Consider the following 17,181-nt stretch of genomic DNA (forward strand, 5'->3'; position numbering starts at 1 on the left):
AGGGGACGACGCGGCAAGCGCTTGGCGCTATCTCACCCGCTCCAGCACCGAAACGTAGTTGGCGACGGCGACCCCGCCCATGTTGAAGACGCCGGCGAGCGAGGCACCGGGCACCTGCATGTCGCCGGCCTCGCCGGCCAGTTGCATGGCGGCGATGGCGTGCATGGAGACGCCGGTGGCGCCGATCGGGTGGCCCTTTGCCTTCAGGCCGCCTGACGGATTTACGGGCAGCTTACCGTCTTTCAGCGCAGTGCCCTCGCGAACGACCTTGTGACCTTCACCGGGCCTGGCCAACCCCATCGCCTCATATTCGATCAGCTCGGCGATGGTGAAGCAATCATGCGTCTCGACGAAGGAGAGATCGTCCAGGGTAATCCCGGCCGTGTCGAGCGCGCCCGCCCAGGCGCGCCGCGCGCCTTCGAAAGCGAGCACGTCGCGCCGGCTCATCGCCATGATGTCGTTGACATGGCTGCGCGCCCGGAAAGCGATGGCGCGCGACATGGCGGCCGCGGTCTCCTCGTCGGCCAGCACCAGCGCCGCCGCGCCGTCCGAGATCAGCGAGCAGTCCGTGCGCCGCAGCGGCGCGGCCACATAGGGGTTCCTGTCCGAAACGGTGTTGCAGAAGTCGAAGCCGAAATCCTTGCGCATATGCGCATAGGGATTGGCCATGCCGTTGGCGTGGTTCTTGGCGGCGATCATGGCGAGCTCTTCCGAGCGGTCGCCGTAGCGCTGGAAATAGGCTTGGGCGATGCGCCCGAACAGCCCGGCGAAGCCGCCGTCGATGTCGGCCTCCTCTTTGCGGTAGCTGGCGCCGAGCAGGATGTCGCCGACCTCGGCCGTCGGCGTCGCGGTCATCTTCTCGACGCCGACGACGACCGCGATGCGGCCGCGGCCGGCCTCGATGAAGTCGAGGGCGGCATGGATCGCCGCCGAGCCGGTGGCACAGGCATTTTCCAGCCGCACCGCCGGCACATGCGCCAGCGCCTCGTTGCCCATGGCGACCAGGCCGCCCTGGAAATCCTGCCTGGAGAAGCCGTTGTTCATCACACCGACGAAGATGCCGTCGACGTCCTGCGGGCCGATGCCGGCATGGCCGAGGGCTGACGCCACGACGGACGCCATCAACTCCTCGGTGCCGGTGGCGTCGAGCTTGCCGAAGGGCGAATGCGCCCACCCGACGATCTGTCCCTTGGGCATTGCAGTTTTCTCCGTATCCTGACTGCGGGTTGAGTGGCCTGGGCGATTGGCCGCGATCCACAAGGGAAGGCGTTCGGCATATTGCCCACGGCGATGTTGGCGTGCGTCCCCTTGCGAAGGCACGATCGATCTGCCCCCATTTGGCGGGACAGCCGAAGCCTGATGATCGGCCTAGAGACGCCCGGCGGACAATGAGACGACTGGCTTTGCACGACGGGAGAACGAGGTGACGGAATTCGACGTGGTGGTGGTCGGCTCCGGCGCGAGCGGCATGAGTGCCGCGATCGTCGCCGCCTGGCATGGCCTGAGGACGCTGGTGGTCGAGAAGACCGAGTTCTTCGGCGGCACGACAGCCTATTCGGGCGGCGTCGCCTGGATCCCCAACAACCACCACATGAAGGCGATCGGAAAGGACGACAGCCGCGCGCAGGCGGTCGAATATCTGCGGGCCACCCTCGGCAACCACTACGAGGCCGCCAAGATCGAGGCCTATCTCGACAACGCCCCGGCCATGCTGCGCTACATGGAAGACAACACCGAGCTGGAGTTCGTCGCCGTGGGCACGCCCGACTACCTGCCCTGGAATCCCGGTGCCTCGAGCCATCGCGGCGTGCTTGCCAGAGAGTATGACGGCAGCCGGCTCGGCGAGCATCTCCACCAACTGCGGCGGCCGCTCAGGGAATTCACCGTCTTCGACAGCATGCAGGTCGCGGGCGCCGACATCATTCCGCTGCGCAAGGCGTTCCGCAGCGTCGGGGGTTTCTTCCACACGACCCGCATGGTTGCCAACTATGCCCTGCAGAAGGCTCGCCACGGCAGAGGCACGCGGCTGGCCAGCGGCAACGCGCTGGCCGGGCGCCTGCTCAAGTCCGCGCTCGATGCCGGCGTGACGCTCTGGCGTGAAACGGCGGCGAAGCGCATCGTAATGGAGCACGGCCGCGCGGCGGGCCTCGTCGTGACCCGGGAGGGCAAGGAGGTCACGGTCACCGCCCGCCGCGGCGTGGTGCTGGCCAGCGGCGGCTTCGGCGCCAATGCCGAGATGCGCAAGGAGTTCATGCCGCTTCCCGAGCACCACGTCTCGATGCAGCCCGAAGGCAATGTCGGCGACGGCGTCAGGCTCGGCGTCGAGGCCGGTGGCGAGCTGGTCAGGACCAACCCGGCCAATGGCATCTTCACGCCTGTCTCCATGGTCAGGGACCGCGACGGTGCGCTGAAGCGCTTTCCACACATCATGATCGACCGCTACATGCCGGGCTCCATCGCCGTCGACGCGACCGGCAAGCGGTTCGTCAACGAGGCCGATTCCTACCAGACATTCGTCATGACGATGCAGCAGCGCGGGCTTGGCAAGGTGCACATGATCGCCGACCGGGCGTTCCTGCGCCGCTACGGCATGGGCCTGGCGCGGCCGTTCCCCTACCCCGTCCGCAAATGGGTCGACAACGGCTACCTGGTGGAGGCGGCGTCCATGGCCGAACTGGCGCGGAAGATCGGCGTCGATCCGACGACACTGGAGACGACTGTCGCAACCTTCAACCTCGGTGCCGTGCAGGGAGAGGATCCAGAATTCAGGCGCGGTGCCGACGCGCATTCGCTTTATCGCGGCGACCAGGAGAACAAGCCCAATCCGAGCCTGGCACCGATCGTCAAGCCGCCCTTCTATGCGATCGCGCTGGTTCCCGGCGACCTCAGCTCCGTCGCGGGGCTGCGGACCGACGAGCGGGCGCGGGTGCTGGACAGGCAGGGAGCACCGATCGGCGGCCTCTACGCCGTCGGCCTCGACATGAATTCGATGACCCGCGGCCTCTATCCGGCCGGCGGCTCCAGCCTCGGCCCGGCGCTCACCTTCGGCTATATCGCCGCCCGCGACATGGCCGGTATATCCGCGACGACGCAGTCCGCTTCGCCGGAAGCTGCCGTCCAAGCCTGAGCGTGCGAGCCGATGATCACCGGTCCCAGCCGGCGGGTACAGATGCGCCATCCCGCGCCGGCTATGCCCGAACGCAGCCTTCTTCAGCATCTTCCGGCGATCACGTGAGCGGCGGAAGACCCATCAGCAACAATCGGGAAAACGCCATGGCCAAGACCGTCGACCTCAATGCCCGCCCCCGCGACTGGCTGGGCGGGGGGCTCGTCAAGGACCTTGTCGCCTTCGTCGCCGGCGGCGGCAGCGGCATCGGCGAGGCCACGGCCAAGACGCTGGCCGTGAACGGCGCGAAGGTGGTGGTCGCCGACCGCCGCAAGGAGCCGGCGGTGCGGGTCGCCACGGAGATCGTCGAGGCGGGAGGCGAGGCGATCGCCGCCGTCATGGACGTCTCCGTCCAGGCAGACATCGACGCGGCGGTCAAGGCGACGGTCGACCGGTTCGGCAAGCTCGACATCCTCGTGAACTCGGCCGGAGTGATCTTCCCGGCCTCGCTGGAGGACTGCTCGCTCGACGACTGGCGCACCTCGTTCCTGGTGAATGTCGATGCCGCACTGCTGCTCGCCCGCGCCTGCCTGCCGCATCTGCGCAAGAGTGGCAACGCCTCGATCGTCAACGTGTCGTCGCTGGCCGGTCAGAGCGCCTATCCGAACGGCGGCGCCTACGGGCCGAGCAAGGCGGCGCTGATCTCGCTGACCCGGCAGATGGCGCTGGAATGGGCGGAAGACGGCATCCGCGTCAACGTGGTCAGCCCCGGCACGATCGACACGCCGCTGACGCGCGCCAACATGCGGCCCGACATCATCGCGCAGCGCGAGGCGAAGATCCCGCTCGGCCGCCTCGGCGTCGCCAGCGAACTGGCCGACACGGTGGTCTTCCTGGCGTCGCCCGCCGCCTCCTTCGTCACCGCCCAGAACGTCAATTGCGACGGCGGCCTGTCGCAGAGCCTGATGGTGCAGAAGTTCTACGCCAACAAATAGGCGCCATTCGCGGCGCCGGCCGACCGGCGCCGCCCCTCCAGGCTCGCACGCCGCGCCTTCATCGCGGCAGAAGTCGAACACCTCGATGACCGCCAACGGTCCCGCGCCGCTCTCGTCGATCTTCTGCTTCTTCGGCGCCTTCTTCCTGTTCTCCTGCACCGACGCCGGCGCGAAATACCTGGTGCTTGCCGGCATGCAGCCGCCCTTCCTGAGCTGGACGCGCTTCCTCGTTCACGCAGTGCTGGTGTCGCTGCTGCTGAGGCTCTGGGTCAGGCCGCAGCGCTTCGCCCCGGCCAATCCCGGCGCGCACGTTCTGCGCGGCATCCTGCTGTTCCTCTCCGGCCTGTTCAGCTTCTGGTCGCTCACCACGCTGCAACTCGTCGAGTTCATCGCCATCATCTTCATGGGACCGCTGGTCATCACCGCGCTTGCCCAGCCGCTGCTCGGCGAGAAGGTGGAATGGCAGCGCTGGATCGCCGTCGGCGTCGGCCTGATCGGGGTGCTGGTCATCACCAGGCCGGGCTTCGGCACGTTCAAGGCCGGCCACGCCTCGGCCCTGCTCGCCATGCTGACGCACAGCCTGTTCGTGATCATGACGCGGCGCATGAGCGCCAGCGAGACGCATGAGAGCCTGCTCATCCTGCCGGCGGTGGTGGCGACGGTGTTCATGCTGCCGGCCGTTCCGCTGACCGGCTCGCTGCCGGCGAACGGACTGCAATGGGCGGTGCTGCTGTCGCTCGGCGCCTTCGCCGCCATGGGACACTGGCTGTTCCTGCGCGCCTACCGGACGACGGAGGCCTCGGTGCTGGCGCCCTATGCCTATGTCCAGATGCTGTGGACGGCTTTGTTCGGCTACTTCCTGTTCGGCAACAACCCCGACGGCTGGACGATGCTGGGCAGCGCCATCATCATCGCCGGCGGGCTCTATCTGATGCACCGGGACCGTCTGGCGCGCGTCAGGACGCGCTGACCGGCCTGCCGGCGGGATCGCGTAGGCAACCTCCATCCTCGCCACGCTGCCTTCGGCCCTGGCCATTGAGAGTTCGGGAAGACGGGCGGCCGCAGGCTCGCTCATCTGAATTTTAATGCGACCCTAACGGCCGCCCATCCGGTGCTTCTTCGCCGCTTCGTTCCTGGGTCATGGGATCATACTCCGGCTGAAGTGACGCCGGCGATATCCCGCTCATGCCGGCTCCTAGGTCATACCTGAGCCCCGTCACGCCTCTTGGACGGATCGTAAGGAAACTTTGAAGCAGCGCCGGCCCTCGCGGCCACGTTAGCCGCTACCTTCCGGACACCGATCCCTCCCCGCTAACCACCGTCATGATCGGCGTTCCCGCAGAAGGGACTGCCGGCAAGGATAAGGGAGGCGGAGAGGGCGGGGATAAAAAGGCGGGGATTTTCGCGGCGAAGACTGCAAGCAACTGGAATAACAGAGGAATATCTTTGGCCGTGCGATTTCTCATCCCCAGCGTGGACTGCGCCCCTGGCGATGGAGAGGCAGGACGCCAAGCGCCCTCGTGGTTCGACAAACTCACCATGACGGCTACCGAGAGGCTTTCGCTTATCGCGACTGTCGCTTGTGGCGAACCCGGTAGTGGCGCTTGGCGAAAGCCTACCAGCAGCCCTCATGGTGAGCTTGTCGGACCACGGGGGCGCTTGGCACGACGCAAGCGCGAGATAGATCGAGCGGAGGGTGTAGCCCTCCTCCCCTCGGCGGGAGCCGTGGCCCATGCGGGACTAATAGGACTTGGCGACTTCCGCTTTGTAGGCGTCGAGCACCTCCTCGGCATTGGCGAGGCCTGCCGCCTTGGCCCGCGCTAGCCAAGCATCCTCGACCGGCTTCAGCCGCGTCTTGAGCTCGGCGATCTGTTCGGCCGAAGCCTCGCCGACGTGGTAGTTGGCGGCACGCATCTTCTCCAGGGCGATCTTGTCCGCCTTGTCGTAGGCCTCACCCACCTTCTTTGCGAAAACCTCGCCCGAGATCGCCATGATCGCCTTGCGGTCCTGATCGGAGATCTCGGCCCATTTGTCGGCGTTAAGGCCCATGATGATGACCGAATTCGCCAGGCCGCCCGGCACATGGTAAACGCCGTCCATCAGGTCGAGCTGGTTGAAGCCCGGGATGGTGTTGAGGTTGGTGACCTGGCCGTCGATGGTTCCGGTGGCCAGCATCTCGTAGGCCTCGGCGGCGCTTTTCAGGATCGGCACGGCGCCGACCAGCTTCAGCACCTCAGTCAAGGTTACGGAACTGCTGCGCAGCTTCAGGCCGGCGAGGCCGTCGACGGACTCGACCTTCTTGCCCTTGGTCACGATCTGCAGCGGCGAGATCACCAGCAGCGACAGCGGCTCCACGCCCTTGAAGACGTCGTGCCGCGCGATGTGCGTGCGGTACGTCTTGTCGAAGGCGGGCGCCAGCACCGCCGCATCCGGCCCGATCAGCGGCAGGTCGCCGAGCTCGATCATCGGGAAGCGCCCCGGCGTGTAGCCGGCAACCATCCACGACAGGTCGGCGAGGCCGTCGCGCACGACGTCGTACTGGGCCGAGACGGTGCCGACGACCTTCGGCGACACCTCGACCTTCACCCGGCCTTCGGTGACCTGCTCGATCTCCTTCAGCCAGGGGTGGACGACATCGTCCCACAGGAAGAAATTGGCGGGCAGCCAGTTCGAGTAGCGGATGGTCACCGTCTCGGCGAAGGCAGTCGTCGCCGACAGCGACAGTCCGGCCGCCAGCGCCACGCCGGCCAGCATCTTCAACAGCATGAACTCCTCCCAGAGCTTTGGTTTTCCCAGCGCAGGGTGCGGGTGCCCGGCGCAGGCGTATGTCCCCTGCGGGGTGACGGAGCCGGGCGCGGCAGTCCCACACCTGGGGGACGGAGAGGCCGGGCCGGGCCGCCTACATCTTCCCTGTTCCGACAGGGGAGGAAGACGCATGGCCGCGCCGGCCCAAAAATCCGATCTGCTCGAACCGCCCGCCATGACGCTCGATCCCTATGCCATGGCGGTGCTGGAGGATCCCCTGCCCTTCTACCGCGCCCTGCTCGAGGCCGGGCCGGTGGTCTGGTTCGAGAAATACGGCGTCTACGGCGTCGGCCGCTATGACGAACTGCGCCAGGTCGTGACCGACCACAGTCGCTTCACCGCGTCGAGCGGCGTCGGCATCACCGACGCGCGCAAGCCGGAGTTCCGCGGCCGTCCGCCGAGCGCGCTGGTGGAGGTCGACCCGCCGCAGCACACCGACACGCGCCGCGTCGCCAACCGCATCATGTCGCCGCTGGTGATCCGCAAGTGGCGCTCGCTGTTCGAGGAGAAGGCGAAGCTCGCGGTCGACGCTATCCTCGACAAGGGCACGTTCGACGGCGTCCGCGACCTGGTGGAAGCTGTGGTGTTCGGCGGCTTTCCGGTGGCGATGGGCATCCGCTTCGACGCCGACGCCATCCGCGCCATCGGCTACATGTCGTTCAACCAGACCGGCCCCGAGAACGAGCTCTACTTCAAGGGCATGAAGGCGGGCGAGCCCTATCTCGACTGGTTCATGGCCGCCTGCCAGCGCGACGCGGTCGCTCCCGGCTCGATCGCCGACGCGTTCTTCCAGGCCGAGGAGGCGGGCGAGCTGCTGCCCGGCATCGCCTCCAACATCACGCGCTCGCTGGTGCGCGGCGGCATGGACACGACCATCAGCGGCATGTCGGCGGCGCTGCTGCTGCTCGCCAGCCATCCCGACCAGTGGGCGGTGCTGAAGCAGAACCCGGGGCGGGCGCGCTTCGTGTTCGACGAGGCGATCCGGCTGCAGGCGCCGAACCATCTCGTCTACCGCTGCACGACTGGGGATACCGAGCTCAGCGGCCGTTTCCTGCGCGGCGACACCAAGGTCGCGACCTTCCCGACCGCCGCCAACCGCGACCCGCGCAAGTGGGAGCGGCCGGACGACTTCGACGTGATGCGCGACACGGCCAACGTCCACATGTCGTTCGGCGCCGCCGATCACAACTGCATCGGCCAGAACGTGGCGCGCATGGAGGCCGAGTGCATGCTGGTCGAGCTCGTCCGCCGCGTCGGCACGATCGAGCCGGCCGGCGAGCCGCAATACCTCATCCACAACCAGCTGCGCATCCTCGAGCGGCTGCCGCTCAGCGTCACGCCGGCCTGACCGGGGCGATCGAATATGGAAGCTCTGGAGGCGTCGGTCGGCGGGTTACCCCCACCCCTAACCCCTCCCCTCAAGGGGGAGGGGGACTTTGCGGCCGCCATGCCGAGCGAAATCGTCACCGATTCATGTATGGCACAACAGCGGCAATATCCCCCTCCCCCTTGAGGGGAGGGGTTAGGGGTGGGGGTAACTCCGTATGCGATAGCCCTGCCGGCCTGACCGGCGGCACAGCCCGAACCTGGAGAGTCCCGTGGCGACGTTCCGACACTTCACCTTCCTGAAACGCAAGCCCGGCCTGACGGTCGAGGACTTCACCGCAGCCTGGAGCAACGGGCATGCGTCCCGGCTGCTGTCGAGCGACACCTTCTGGTCGAGCGTCGCCAGCTATCGCCAGAACCGCGTCCTGCCGGCGATTCCCGAGGTCACGCCGGAGCCGCTGTGGGACGGCCTCGTGCAGATCGAGCTGAAGGGCGCCGCCGACACCGACCACGACGGCCCGCTCGGCAAGACCATCGGCGCGGAGGACTTCGTCGACCCCGGGCAGATGGTGCAGTTCGTGGCCGAGGCGAAGGTGGTGCTCGACGGACCAGCCCGCGGCGTCAAGATACTGAGCCTGCCGCGTCGCAGGGCCGGCCTCAGCCCGGCCGAGTTCAGCCGCCATTACCGCGAGGTGCACGGCGCGCTGGTGGCGCGCAACGAGGCGTTCAAAAAATACACCAACCGCTACGTGCAGCACCACGTCCATCCCCGCACGGTGAAGGCGACGGACGGTTTTGTGCCCTATGACGGCATCTCGGAGTTCTGGTTCGACAGCCTCGACCATGCCCGGGCGGCGTGGGCGGCGCCCTCCTACATGGCCGAATTGCGGGCCGACGAGAAGAATTTCGTCGGCAGCCCGCCCTCGCACCGGCTGCTGGTCGAGGAAGTGGTGTTTCCGCGCCTGTGACGGACGATGAACCGTATCGCAACACCGTGCCGGCGTATCTGCCGGCAGGATCCTGATGCCGGCTTCTGCGTCGGCTGCGGCCGCACGGTGCGCGAGGTGTTCCTGTGGTTCGACATGACCGAGGAAGCGCGTGCCGGCGTCGTCGAAGCCCTGCCGGCACGCCTGGCGTCGCTGCCGCCGGAGCGGTGCGGCGCCGGCGATTGAAGGGCGCGCCCGCCGTCCCTCGCCGCAGTGACAGAAATTGGCGACAGCGACTGCAAAATGGTTGCGCGGTCACGTTTTGAGAGGGCAACGTGGCGATCGAGGACACCAGCTTGCGGCGAAAGCCGGCGGCTGACGGGAGGATCAACTGGTGAAGCACGAGGATGGGCGGTCATCGCCCGGATGCCCGCTGTCATTCGGCGAGGGAGGACGCGTCCCGCCATGCTGATGCAGCAATTGCTCAACGGGGTGGTCGTGGGGAGCGTCTACGGCCTGTTCGCGCTCGGCTTTACGCTCATCTTCGGCGTTAACCACATCATGAACATGGCGCACGGCACAGTGTTCATGTGGGGCGCCTTCGCCGGGCTCTACGCCGTCATGCTGTTCGACGTGCCGTTCCCAGTGGCGGTGCTGATCGGAGCGCTCGGCGGCGGCACCGTCTCGGTGGTGCTCGACTGGGTCGCCTTCCGGCCGCTGCGCAAGCGTGGGGCGCCCGAATTCTCCTCGATCGTGTCGTCGATCGGGGCAAGCCTCATCCTGCTGTCGCTCGCCCAGCAGCTCACCGCCACGCGGGTGATGCGCTTCCCCTTCGACATCTTCCCGATTGTCGTGTTCAGCTTCTTCGGGCTGCGCATCCAGCTTCTGCAGCTCGTCATAATAGGCATCGTCGTGCTGATGGTAATCGGCCTGCTCTACTACCTCTACCGGACCAGCTTCGGCCGGCAGATCCGCTCCGTCGCCTTTTCCGAAAGCACCTCGAAGCTGCTCGGCATCAATCCGTTCGCCATCAACTTCCAGGTGTTCTTCATATCGGGCGCGCTGGCCGGCATCGCCGGCGTGCTGATCGGCATCGTCTTCAATTCCGTGCATTTCATGATGGGCGAGCCGCTCCTGCTGCGCGCCTTCGTCGTCATCATCCTGGGCGGACTGGGCAGCATTCCCGGCGCGCTGATCGCCGGGCTGCTGATCGGCATCATCCAGACGCTGACGGTCGCCTATCTGTCCGCCGGCCTGGCCGACGCCATCGTCTTCTCCGCTCTGTTTCTCGTGCTGCTCGTCCGCCCGACAGGCCTGTTCGGCGGGACGGCGGCCGTTGCCCGGGTGACCCGCCGATGATCGGCTTCCTCAACTCCTACGCGCCGCTGCTGGAGCTTGCGCTGTTCAACGCGCTGCTCGCCTTCTCGCAATATGTGGTGCTGCGCGCCGGCGTCTTCTCGCTGGGCACGGCGGCGTTCGCCGCGCTCGGCGCCTATGCCGCCGCCATCCTGGCGACCAAGCTCGCCATGCCCACCTGGCTGGGACTGGTCGCAGCGTTCGGCATCGGCACGCTGGCCGGCGCGCTGGTGGCGATCCCGCTCGCCCGGCTGCGCGGCGTCTTCCAGGCGCTGGCGACGCTGGCGCTGGTGCAGATCGTGCTGTCGATCACGCTCAACTGGGTCGATCTCACCGAGGGGGCGCTCGGCATCAACAGCATTCCCAAGACGGTCGGGCTGGTCGGCATGCTCGTCGCCGTGGTCGTGGTCGGGTACTTCCTGGCCGTCATCGGCTCGTCCAGCATCGGCCGGGCCTTCGACATCATCCGCGAGGACGAGACGGTCGCCGTCTCGCTCGGCATCTCGGTGCCGAAGCACCACATGATCGCCTTCATCCTGTCCGGCGCGATCGCCGGCCTGGCGGGCGGTCTGCACGCCTACAACAGCTATTCGATCACGCCCAACGAATACGGCTTCAACATGCTGGTCATCGTGCTGGCCATGGTGGTGCTGGGCGGCCGGGTGTCGATCTGGGGCCCGCTGGTGGGGGCGGTGATCCTGACGGTGCTGCCCGAGCTGCTGCGCGGCTTCCAGGAATACCGCATGGTGGTCCAGGGCGCGCTGCTGATGGTCTCCATCGTGTTCCTGCCGCGCGGCGTCGCCGACACCGCGCTCGCCGCGCTGCGCCGGCGCCGGATCGCGACGGCCAAGGCGAAAACCGGTACGGTGACGGCATGAAGGCGCTCACGCTCGACAACATCGCGCGCAGCTTCGGCGGCCTGCCGGCCGTCGACGGCGTCAGCCTGCAGGCGCCGCCCGGCCGGATCACCGGCCTGATCGGCCCCAACGGCGCCGGCAAGACCACCGTCGTCAACCTGATCACCGGCCTGCTCAAGGTAGGCGGCGGCCGCATCCTGGTCGGCGACGACGACATGACCGAGGCCGATGCGCCGACGCTGGCGCGGGCGGGAGTGGCCCGCACCTTCCAGAACATCCGGCTGATCGGCGACGCCACCGTGCTCGACAATGTCGTCGCCGGCTTCCACCGGCACGAGAAAGCGGGCACGCTCGCCAACATGCTCGGCCTGCCCTCCGCCCATCACGAGCGCCGGGAGTTCGAGCGCAAGGCGCATGCGCTGCTCGACCGCTTCGGCATGACGGCGCTGGCGCGCCACCCGGCCGGCAGCCTGTCCTACGGCCATCAGCGCCGCATCGAGATGATGCGGGCGCTCGCCATGGAGCCGTCGGTGCTCTTGCTCGACGAGCCGGTCGCCGGCATGAACGACGCGGAGGCCTACAGCCTCGCCGACATCTTCCGCGACGTGGCGCGGCAGGGCGTGGCGATCCTGCTCATCGAGCACAACATGCGCTTCGTCATGTCGCTGTGCGAGCACATCTACGTGCTCGCCTTCGGCCGCCTCATCGCGGAAGGAACGCCGGACGAGGTCGCCGGCAATCCGCGTGTCATCGAAGCCTATCTGGGAAGCTGAGCCGTGCTGACGATCCAGAACGCTTCCGTCTCCTACAACGGCATCCGGGCGCTGCGCGGCGTCACGCTCTCGGTGGCGCAAGGCGAGATCTTCGCGCTGATCGGGCCCAACGGCGCCGGCAAGTCGACGCTGCTCCACGCCGCCAGCGGCATCGTCCCGCTCGCCGAGGGCGAGATCAGGCTCGAGGGCGAGACGATCTCCGGTCGCCCGGCGCACAAGGTGGCGCGCGCCGGCCTCATCCAGGTACCGGAAGGCCGCCGCGTCATCGCGCCGCTGACGGTGGCGGAGAACCTCGAACTCGGTCGGCAGGCCGCAGGCATCCGCGGCACCTCGTCCGCCGACCTCGACCAGGTGCATGCGCTGTTTCCCATCCTCGCCGAGCGGCGCGACCAGCCGGCGGGCCTGCTGTCGGGCGGACAGCAGCAGATGCTGGCGATCGGCCGCGCGCTGATGGGTCGCCCGCGCGTACTGCTGCTCGACGAGCCGAGCCTGGGCCTCGCCCCGGTCATCATCCGCGAGGTGTTCGACGCGCTGGTGCGGCTGAACAGGGATGGCCTCACCATCCTGCTGGTCGAGCAGAACGCCAAGCTGGCGCTGGAGACCGCGCACAACGCGGCAATCCTCGAGCAGGGCCGCATCGTCCACAAGGGCGCGGCCGCGGCGCTCGCCGGCGACCCCGTCGTGGCCGACCACTATTTCGGCCGAGCGAAGGCCGACGCGTGAACGCGGCACTCGACAAGAACGCGCTGCGCGCGGCATCGGACATGCTGCGCGCCCATTGGCGCGCCGGCACCCTCATCGAGGAACTGCCTGCCGACATCCGGCCGCGAAGCCGCGCCGAAGGCTATGCGGTGCAGGCCCTGCTCGAGGATCCGGCGACGCCGCTCTACGGCTGGAAGATCGCGGCGACGAGCGCAGCCGGCCAAGCTCATATCGGCGTGGACGGGCCGCTTGCCGGCCGCATCCTGGCCGAGCGCGTGCTACTCTCGGGCGGCGAGGTTCCGGCCGGTCCGAACCACATGGCGGTCGCCGAGATCGAATTCGCCTTCCGCATGGGCCGTGACCTTGCGCCGCGGCCGCAGCCCTATTCCGTGGAGGAGGTCCTGGACGCCGTCGCCAGCCTGCATGCGGCGATCGAGGTGCCGGACTCGCGCTACCACGACTATGTCCGCGTCGGCGCGCCGCAACTCATCGCCGACAATGCCTGCGCCCACTATTTCGTCGCGGCCGAGGCCACCGGCGCGGATTGGCGCTCGCTCGACCTTGCCGCCTACCGGCCGGTCGGCCGCGTCGCCGGCAGGCTCGAGCGCGAAGGCCTCGGCCGCAACGTGCTCGGCGATCCACGCATCGCGCTGACCTGGCTGGCCAACGAGTTGTCTGGCCTCGGGCTGGTGCTGCGGGAGGGCCAGATGGTCACCACCGGCACCTGCCTGCCGCCGCTTCCGGTGCAGCCGGGAGACGAGGTGACGGCCGACTTCGGACCGCTCGGCGTGGCCAGCATGCGTTTCGCCTGAGGCACGCGTCGGATCCGCCCCCGGCCGAAGGGACAGACGGAAAATTCCGACCGGCGGATAGATGCACTACAGTCCGGCGAGCCCAGAAACGTCGCCGGGGTGGAGGGATGAACTCGAACGCAACGAGCGGCGCCGGAGCAGGGAGACACCCGCCCGCGCGTCTCACGCACAGGGAGGAACACGATGAAACTTACCCGCAGGCTCCTGATGGCCGGCAGCGCGCTCCTGCTGGCAACCGCGTCGATGGCAGCGCCAAGCCTGGCCGAGACCGCCAGGATCGGCGTGATGAACGCCCTGACCGGGCCCTACGCCTTCGGCGGCGTGCCGATCCAGAACGGCATGAAGCTCGCCCTCGAGCAGGCCAACAGCTCCGGCGCGCTGGGCGATCTCAAGCTCGAGGTGATCGAGGCCGACTCGGCCGGCGACAAGGCGCAGACCATCACGCTGGTCAGCAAGTTCGCGCAGAGCGACAACGTGCTGATGATCCTCGGGCCGACCACCAGCCTCGAGGCGACCGGCGGCGCGCCTGTCGCCAACGACCAGAAGGTGCCGCTGTTCGCCATCGGCTCGTCCACGGCGATCCTCGACGCGGGCCCCTACTCCTACAAGGTCCAGCAGGTCGGCATGGACATCATGGGGCATCTCAGCAAATACGCGGCCGGCAAGCTCGGCGTGAAGAAGGTCAGCCTGGTGTTCGACCGCGCCAATGACGGCTTCGTCGGCCAGAAGGACGCCTTCAAGAAGCTGCTGATCGAGCAGGGCGTCGAGATCGTATCGGAGGAAGGCATTTTGTCGTCCGACACCGACTTCCTGGCGCTGGCGACGAAACTCGCCAGCCAGGACATCAACGCCTTCTTCGTCGCCGCGCCGGCGGAGGTCGGCTCCAACGTGCTGCTGCAGGCGCGCCAGGGCGGCGTGCCGCCGGAGGTGCTGTTCCTCGGGCCGTCGACCTTCGGCTCGGAATCCTTCATCACCACCGCCGGCACCGCGTCGGAAGGCGCCTATGTCGTCGCCGATTATTTCGTCGGCGATCCCACGCCGATCAACCAGGACTTCGTCAAGGCCTATACGGAAGCCTATGGCGCCAGCCCCGACAACTGGGCGGCGATGGGCTATGCGCTGGCGTCGCTGGCAGTGCAGGCGATCAAGGATGCGGGACCGAGCCCGGACCGCGACAAAGTGAAGGACGCGCTCGGCAAGCTGCGCGACCAGCCGACGGTGCTCGGCACCCATGTCTGGACGATGGACGACAAGCGCAACCCGAACTACGGCGCGGCCGTCATCACGGTCAAGGACGGCAAGTTCGAGCTGGCGCCCTGAGCGGGGAGTGGGCGAGGCTCCGCCGGCCTCGCCCATCATCCAGTGCCGGACCTTGTCGCCGTGAATGGCAGCTACCGGATTTGAGCCCGCGCCCGGTGGCGGGACTTCTTCACCGACTTTGACATCGCTACCGTTCCGGCATGGATCCTATGGTCTCCGCGACGGCCTCCGGCCTGCTTCGCCATAGGATGACGAAGTGAAAGGCGTTTCCGCCAATCTCCAACGTTGGCGATTGGCTGTGAACCCATTGCCTTCGTCATCCTATGGCGGAGCAGGCCGAAGGCCGTCGCGGAGACCATAGGATCCATGCCGGAACGGTGGTGACGTCAAAGTCGGCGGAGAATCGGCTGCTCCCGGACGGTTGCCGAGCCGCGGCCAAAATCCGTGACGCGTGAATCCGATAACCCCGATCGATCGACACCTGGTTCGCGAGGTAAACCGGGGCGGTGTCGAGGGCCGATGCGATGGCCCCAGCGTTCACCTCCACCAAGCGCACCGCAGCAGCCCTTGTCCCTCAGCGGGTTACAGACGCAGACCGTCCCGCCGGTAAGTCTCGTGCCGGTTTCCACGGGAGGATTTCGGCGGCATGCGCTTCAAGGACAAAGTGGTCGTGATCACCGGAGGCGGCTCCGGCATGGGGCTGGCCGCGTCGAAACTGTTCGCCGCCGAAGGCGCCATCGTCGCCGTCAACGACGTCAAGGCCGAGACCGCGGAGCGGACCGTCGCGGCGATCAAGGCGGCGGGAGGCAGGGCCCTGGCGATCCCCGGCGACGTCGCCAGCAAGGAGGTGGCGCAGGCCTGCGTGGCGGAGACCATCGAGCGGCACGGCCGCATCGACGTGCTCGTCAACAATGCCGGGATCGCCACCATCCAGCCGGCCGAGGCCTATACCGAGTGGGACAGGATCATCGGCGTCGATCTCAACGCCCCCTTCTACTGGTCGCAGGCGGCGGCCGCGCAGAGCATGATCGCCAACAAGGCCGGCGCCATCGTCAACATCTCTTCGCTGGCCGGGCTGGTCGCCTATCCCGGCGACGTCGGCTACATCGCCGCCAAGGCCGGGGTGCTCGGGCTCACCCGCTCGCTCGCCGTGGAATGGGCGAAGTACAACATCCGCGTGAACTGCGTGTGCCCCGGCTTCACCGACACGCAGATCATCAAGGACATGGAGGCGATCGACCCGAACCGCTTCGCCGAGCGGCGGCGGCGCATCCCGATGCAGCGGGCGGCGCAGCCTGAGGAGATGGCCAAGGCCATGGCTTTCCTCGCCTCCGACGACGCCTCCTACATCACCGGCGCGACGCTCAACGTCGACGGCGGGCAGATCGCGCTGTCCTCCGGCTGGTCGCCGGGCTGAGGGAGGGCATCATGCGGTTCAAGGACAAGATCGTCGTCGTCACGGGTGCGGCCTCGGGCATGGGCCTGGCCGCCGCACGCAAGTTCGCCGCCGAGGGGGCGACCGTCGCCCTCAACGACCTGAAACCGGAAAGCCTCGACGCAGCCGTCGGCTCGATCCGGGACGCGGGCGGGACTGCCATGGCGATCGCCGGCGACGTCGCCGACGAAACCGTGGCGCAGGCCAGCATCCGCGAGGTGGTCGAGCGGTTCGGGCGCGTCGACATCCTCGTCAACAATGCCGGCGTGTCGACCATCCAGCCGGCGAGCGATTACACCGCCTGGCGGCGGACCATGGCGATCAATCTCGACGCGCCGTTCTACTGGTCGCGCGCCGCCGCGACGCAGAGCATGATCTCGAACCGCGGCGGGGCGATCGTCAACGTCTCCTCCAACGCCGGCTTCGCCGCCTTTCCGGGAGACGTCGGCTACATCGCCTCCAAGCATGGGGTCACCGGGCTGACCAAGGCGCTGGCGGTCGAGTGGGCGCAGTACAATATCCGCGTCAACTGCCTCTGCCCCGGGCTGACCGAGACCAACATGATCAGAGAGATGGAGGCGATCGACGCGAACCGGTTCGTCGAGCGCCGCCGCCGCATCCCGATGGGCCGCATCGGCAAGCCGGAGGAGCAGGCCGACGCCATGCTGTTCCTCGCCTCCGAACAGGCCTCCTACGTCACCGGCCTGATCATGAACAACGACGGCGGCCAGATGGCGCTCTATTCCGGATTCTCGCCGAACTGAGGGTACCCGCCGGGGGTGACATCCCGGCAAAGCCGAGTTCCGGAGAATGGGCGACCTGATCTGG

16 protein-coding genes are annotated in these 17,181 nt (G+C 67.6%); 14 read left to right on the top strand and 2 right to left on the bottom strand.

The features are described 5' to 3' along the window. Positions 1–27: 27 nt before the first annotated feature. The gene (locus C7I84_RS02560; RefSeq protein WP_106770587.1) at positions 28–1,197 is read right to left on the bottom strand and encodes an acetyl-CoA acetyltransferase; all 1,170 of its coding nucleotides are present in this window, start codon (positions 1,195–1,197) and stop codon (positions 28–30) included. A 226-nt stretch (positions 1,198–1,423) separates the two neighbouring features. Between C7I84_RS02560 and C7I84_RS02565 the strand changes: the two genes are divergently transcribed. The 3 genes from C7I84_RS02565 to C7I84_RS02575 all read left to right on the top strand — a co-directional run bounded on the left by C7I84_RS02565 (position 1,424) and on the right by C7I84_RS02575 (position 5,071). Further along, positions 1,424–3,127, top strand: coding sequence for an FAD-dependent oxidoreductase (locus tag C7I84_RS02565; RefSeq protein ID WP_106770588.1), 1,704 nt, complete (start codon positions 1,424–1,426; stop codon positions 3,125–3,127). 146 nt (positions 3,128–3,273) lie between these two features. After that, positions 3,274–4,101, top strand: a complete 828-nt coding sequence (locus C7I84_RS02570) for an SDR family NAD(P)-dependent oxidoreductase (RefSeq protein WP_106770589.1) — start codon at positions 3,274–3,276, stop codon at positions 4,099–4,101. An 85-nt stretch (positions 4,102–4,186) separates the two neighbouring features. After that, entirely contained in the window at positions 4,187–5,071 is an 885-nt protein-coding gene (locus tag C7I84_RS02575; protein ID WP_106770590.1) for a DMT family transporter, read from the top strand. Between the two features lie 770 nt (positions 5,072–5,841). On the opposite strand, the gene C7I84_RS02580 is transcribed toward C7I84_RS02575, so the two are convergent. Continuing rightward, positions 5,842–6,867, bottom strand: coding sequence for a TRAP transporter substrate-binding protein (locus C7I84_RS02580; protein ID WP_165815955.1), 1,026 nt, complete (start codon positions 6,865–6,867; stop codon positions 5,842–5,844). Between the two features lie 169 nt (positions 6,868–7,036). On the opposite strand from C7I84_RS02580, the gene C7I84_RS02585 reads away from it, so the two are divergent. The 11 genes from C7I84_RS02585 (at position 7,037) to C7I84_RS02635 (ending at position 17,117) form a co-directional block, all read left to right on the top strand. Further along, positions 7,037–8,254 (top strand): cytochrome P450, encoded by a 1,218-nt coding sequence (locus C7I84_RS02585; protein WP_165815956.1) that lies wholly within the window; start codon positions 7,037–7,039, stop codon positions 8,252–8,254. Positions 8,255–8,504: 250 nt separating this feature from the next. Beyond that, complete coding sequence (locus C7I84_RS02590; protein ID WP_106770592.1) at positions 8,505–9,200, top strand: EthD domain-containing protein; 696 nt, start codon at positions 8,505–8,507, stop codon at positions 9,198–9,200. A 6-nt stretch (positions 9,201–9,206) separates the two neighbouring features. Further along, on the top strand, positions 9,207–9,404 hold the full coding sequence (locus tag C7I84_RS02595; protein WP_106770593.1) for a DUF1289 domain-containing protein: 198 nt from the start codon (positions 9,207–9,209) through the stop codon (positions 9,402–9,404). Between the two features lie 219 nt (positions 9,405–9,623). Continuing rightward, positions 9,624–10,517, top strand: coding sequence for a branched-chain amino acid ABC transporter permease (locus tag C7I84_RS02600; protein ID WP_106770594.1), 894 nt, complete (start codon positions 9,624–9,626; stop codon positions 10,515–10,517). Next, the gene (locus C7I84_RS02605; RefSeq protein ID WP_106770595.1) at positions 10,514–11,392 is read left to right on the top strand and encodes a branched-chain amino acid ABC transporter permease; all 879 of its coding nucleotides are present in this window, start codon (positions 10,514–10,516) and stop codon (positions 11,390–11,392) included. The genes C7I84_RS02600 and C7I84_RS02605 overlap by 4 nt, the downstream gene beginning before the upstream one ends. Then, on the top strand, positions 11,389–12,144 hold the full coding sequence (locus C7I84_RS02610; protein WP_106770596.1) for an ABC transporter ATP-binding protein: 756 nt from the start codon (positions 11,389–11,391) through the stop codon (positions 12,142–12,144). Before C7I84_RS02605 ends, C7I84_RS02610 begins: the two co-directional genes overlap by 4 nt. 3 nt (positions 12,145–12,147) lie before the next feature. Next, positions 12,148–12,867, top strand: coding sequence for an ABC transporter ATP-binding protein (locus tag C7I84_RS02615; RefSeq protein WP_106770597.1), 720 nt, complete (start codon positions 12,148–12,150; stop codon positions 12,865–12,867). 41 nt (positions 12,868–12,908) lie between these two features. Next, the gene (locus C7I84_RS02620) at positions 12,909–13,658 is read left to right on the top strand and encodes a 2-keto-4-pentenoate hydratase (protein ID WP_106770716.1); all 750 of its coding nucleotides are present in this window, start codon (positions 12,909–12,911) and stop codon (positions 13,656–13,658) included. 183 nt (positions 13,659–13,841) lie between these two features. Next, complete coding sequence (locus C7I84_RS02625; protein ID WP_106770598.1) at positions 13,842–14,978, top strand: ABC transporter substrate-binding protein; 1,137 nt, start codon at positions 13,842–13,844, stop codon at positions 14,976–14,978. Between the two features lie 586 nt (positions 14,979–15,564). Then, positions 15,565–16,335: an SDR family NAD(P)-dependent oxidoreductase gene (locus C7I84_RS02630; protein WP_106770599.1), complete on the top strand. Its 771-nt coding sequence runs from the start codon at positions 15,565–15,567 to the stop codon at positions 16,333–16,335. 11 nt (positions 16,336–16,346) lie between these two features. Continuing rightward, the gene (locus C7I84_RS02635) at positions 16,347–17,117 is read left to right on the top strand and encodes an SDR family NAD(P)-dependent oxidoreductase (protein ID WP_106770600.1); all 771 of its coding nucleotides are present in this window, start codon (positions 16,347–16,349) and stop codon (positions 17,115–17,117) included. Positions 17,118–17,181 lie beyond the last annotated feature (64 nt).

The sequence above is a fragment of the Kumtagia ephedrae genome (assembly GCF_003012745.1).
GTDB classification, from domain to species: domain Bacteria; phylum Pseudomonadota; class Alphaproteobacteria; order Rhizobiales; family Rhizobiaceae; genus Kumtagia; species Kumtagia ephedrae.

Excerpts from the sequence above, each read along its gene's own strand:
- C7I84_RS02605 (WP_106770595.1), top strand. The coding sequence starts at position 10,514 with ATGATCGGCTTCCTCAACTCCTACGCGCCGCTGCTGGAGCTTGCGCTG.
- C7I84_RS02580 (WP_165815955.1), bottom strand. The coding sequence starts at position 6,867 with ATGCTGTTGAAGATGCTGGCCGGCGTGGCGCTGGCGGCCGGACTGTCG.
- C7I84_RS02610 (WP_106770596.1), top strand. The coding sequence starts at position 11,389 with ATGAAGGCGCTCACGCTCGACAACATCGCGCGCAGCTTCGGCGGCCTG.
- C7I84_RS02560 (WP_106770587.1), bottom strand. The coding sequence starts at position 1,197 with ATGCCCAAGGGACAGATCGTCGGGTGGGCGCATTCGCCCTTCGGCAAG.
- C7I84_RS02600 (WP_106770594.1), top strand. The coding sequence starts at position 9,624 with ATGCTGATGCAGCAATTGCTCAACGGGGTGGTCGTGGGGAGCGTCTAC.
- C7I84_RS02595 (WP_106770593.1), top strand. The coding sequence starts at position 9,207 with ATGAACCGTATCGCAACACCGTGCCGGCGTATCTGCCGGCAGGATCCT.
- C7I84_RS02570 (WP_106770589.1), top strand. The coding sequence starts at position 3,274 with ATGGCCAAGACCGTCGACCTCAATGCCCGCCCCCGCGACTGGCTGGGC.
- C7I84_RS02635 (WP_106770600.1), top strand. The coding sequence starts at position 16,347 with ATGCGGTTCAAGGACAAGATCGTCGTCGTCACGGGTGCGGCCTCGGGC.
- C7I84_RS02625 (WP_106770598.1), top strand. The coding sequence starts at position 13,842 with ATGAAACTTACCCGCAGGCTCCTGATGGCCGGCAGCGCGCTCCTGCTG.
- C7I84_RS02585 (WP_165815956.1), top strand. The coding sequence starts at position 7,037 with ATGGCCGCGCCGGCCCAAAAATCCGATCTGCTCGAACCGCCCGCCATG.
- C7I84_RS02575 (WP_106770590.1), top strand. The coding sequence starts at position 4,187 with ATGACCGCCAACGGTCCCGCGCCGCTCTCGTCGATCTTCTGCTTCTTC.
- C7I84_RS02620 (WP_106770716.1), top strand. The coding sequence starts at position 12,909 with ATGCTGCGCGCCCATTGGCGCGCCGGCACCCTCATCGAGGAACTGCCT.
- C7I84_RS02630 (WP_106770599.1), top strand. The coding sequence starts at position 15,565 with ATGCGCTTCAAGGACAAAGTGGTCGTGATCACCGGAGGCGGCTCCGGC.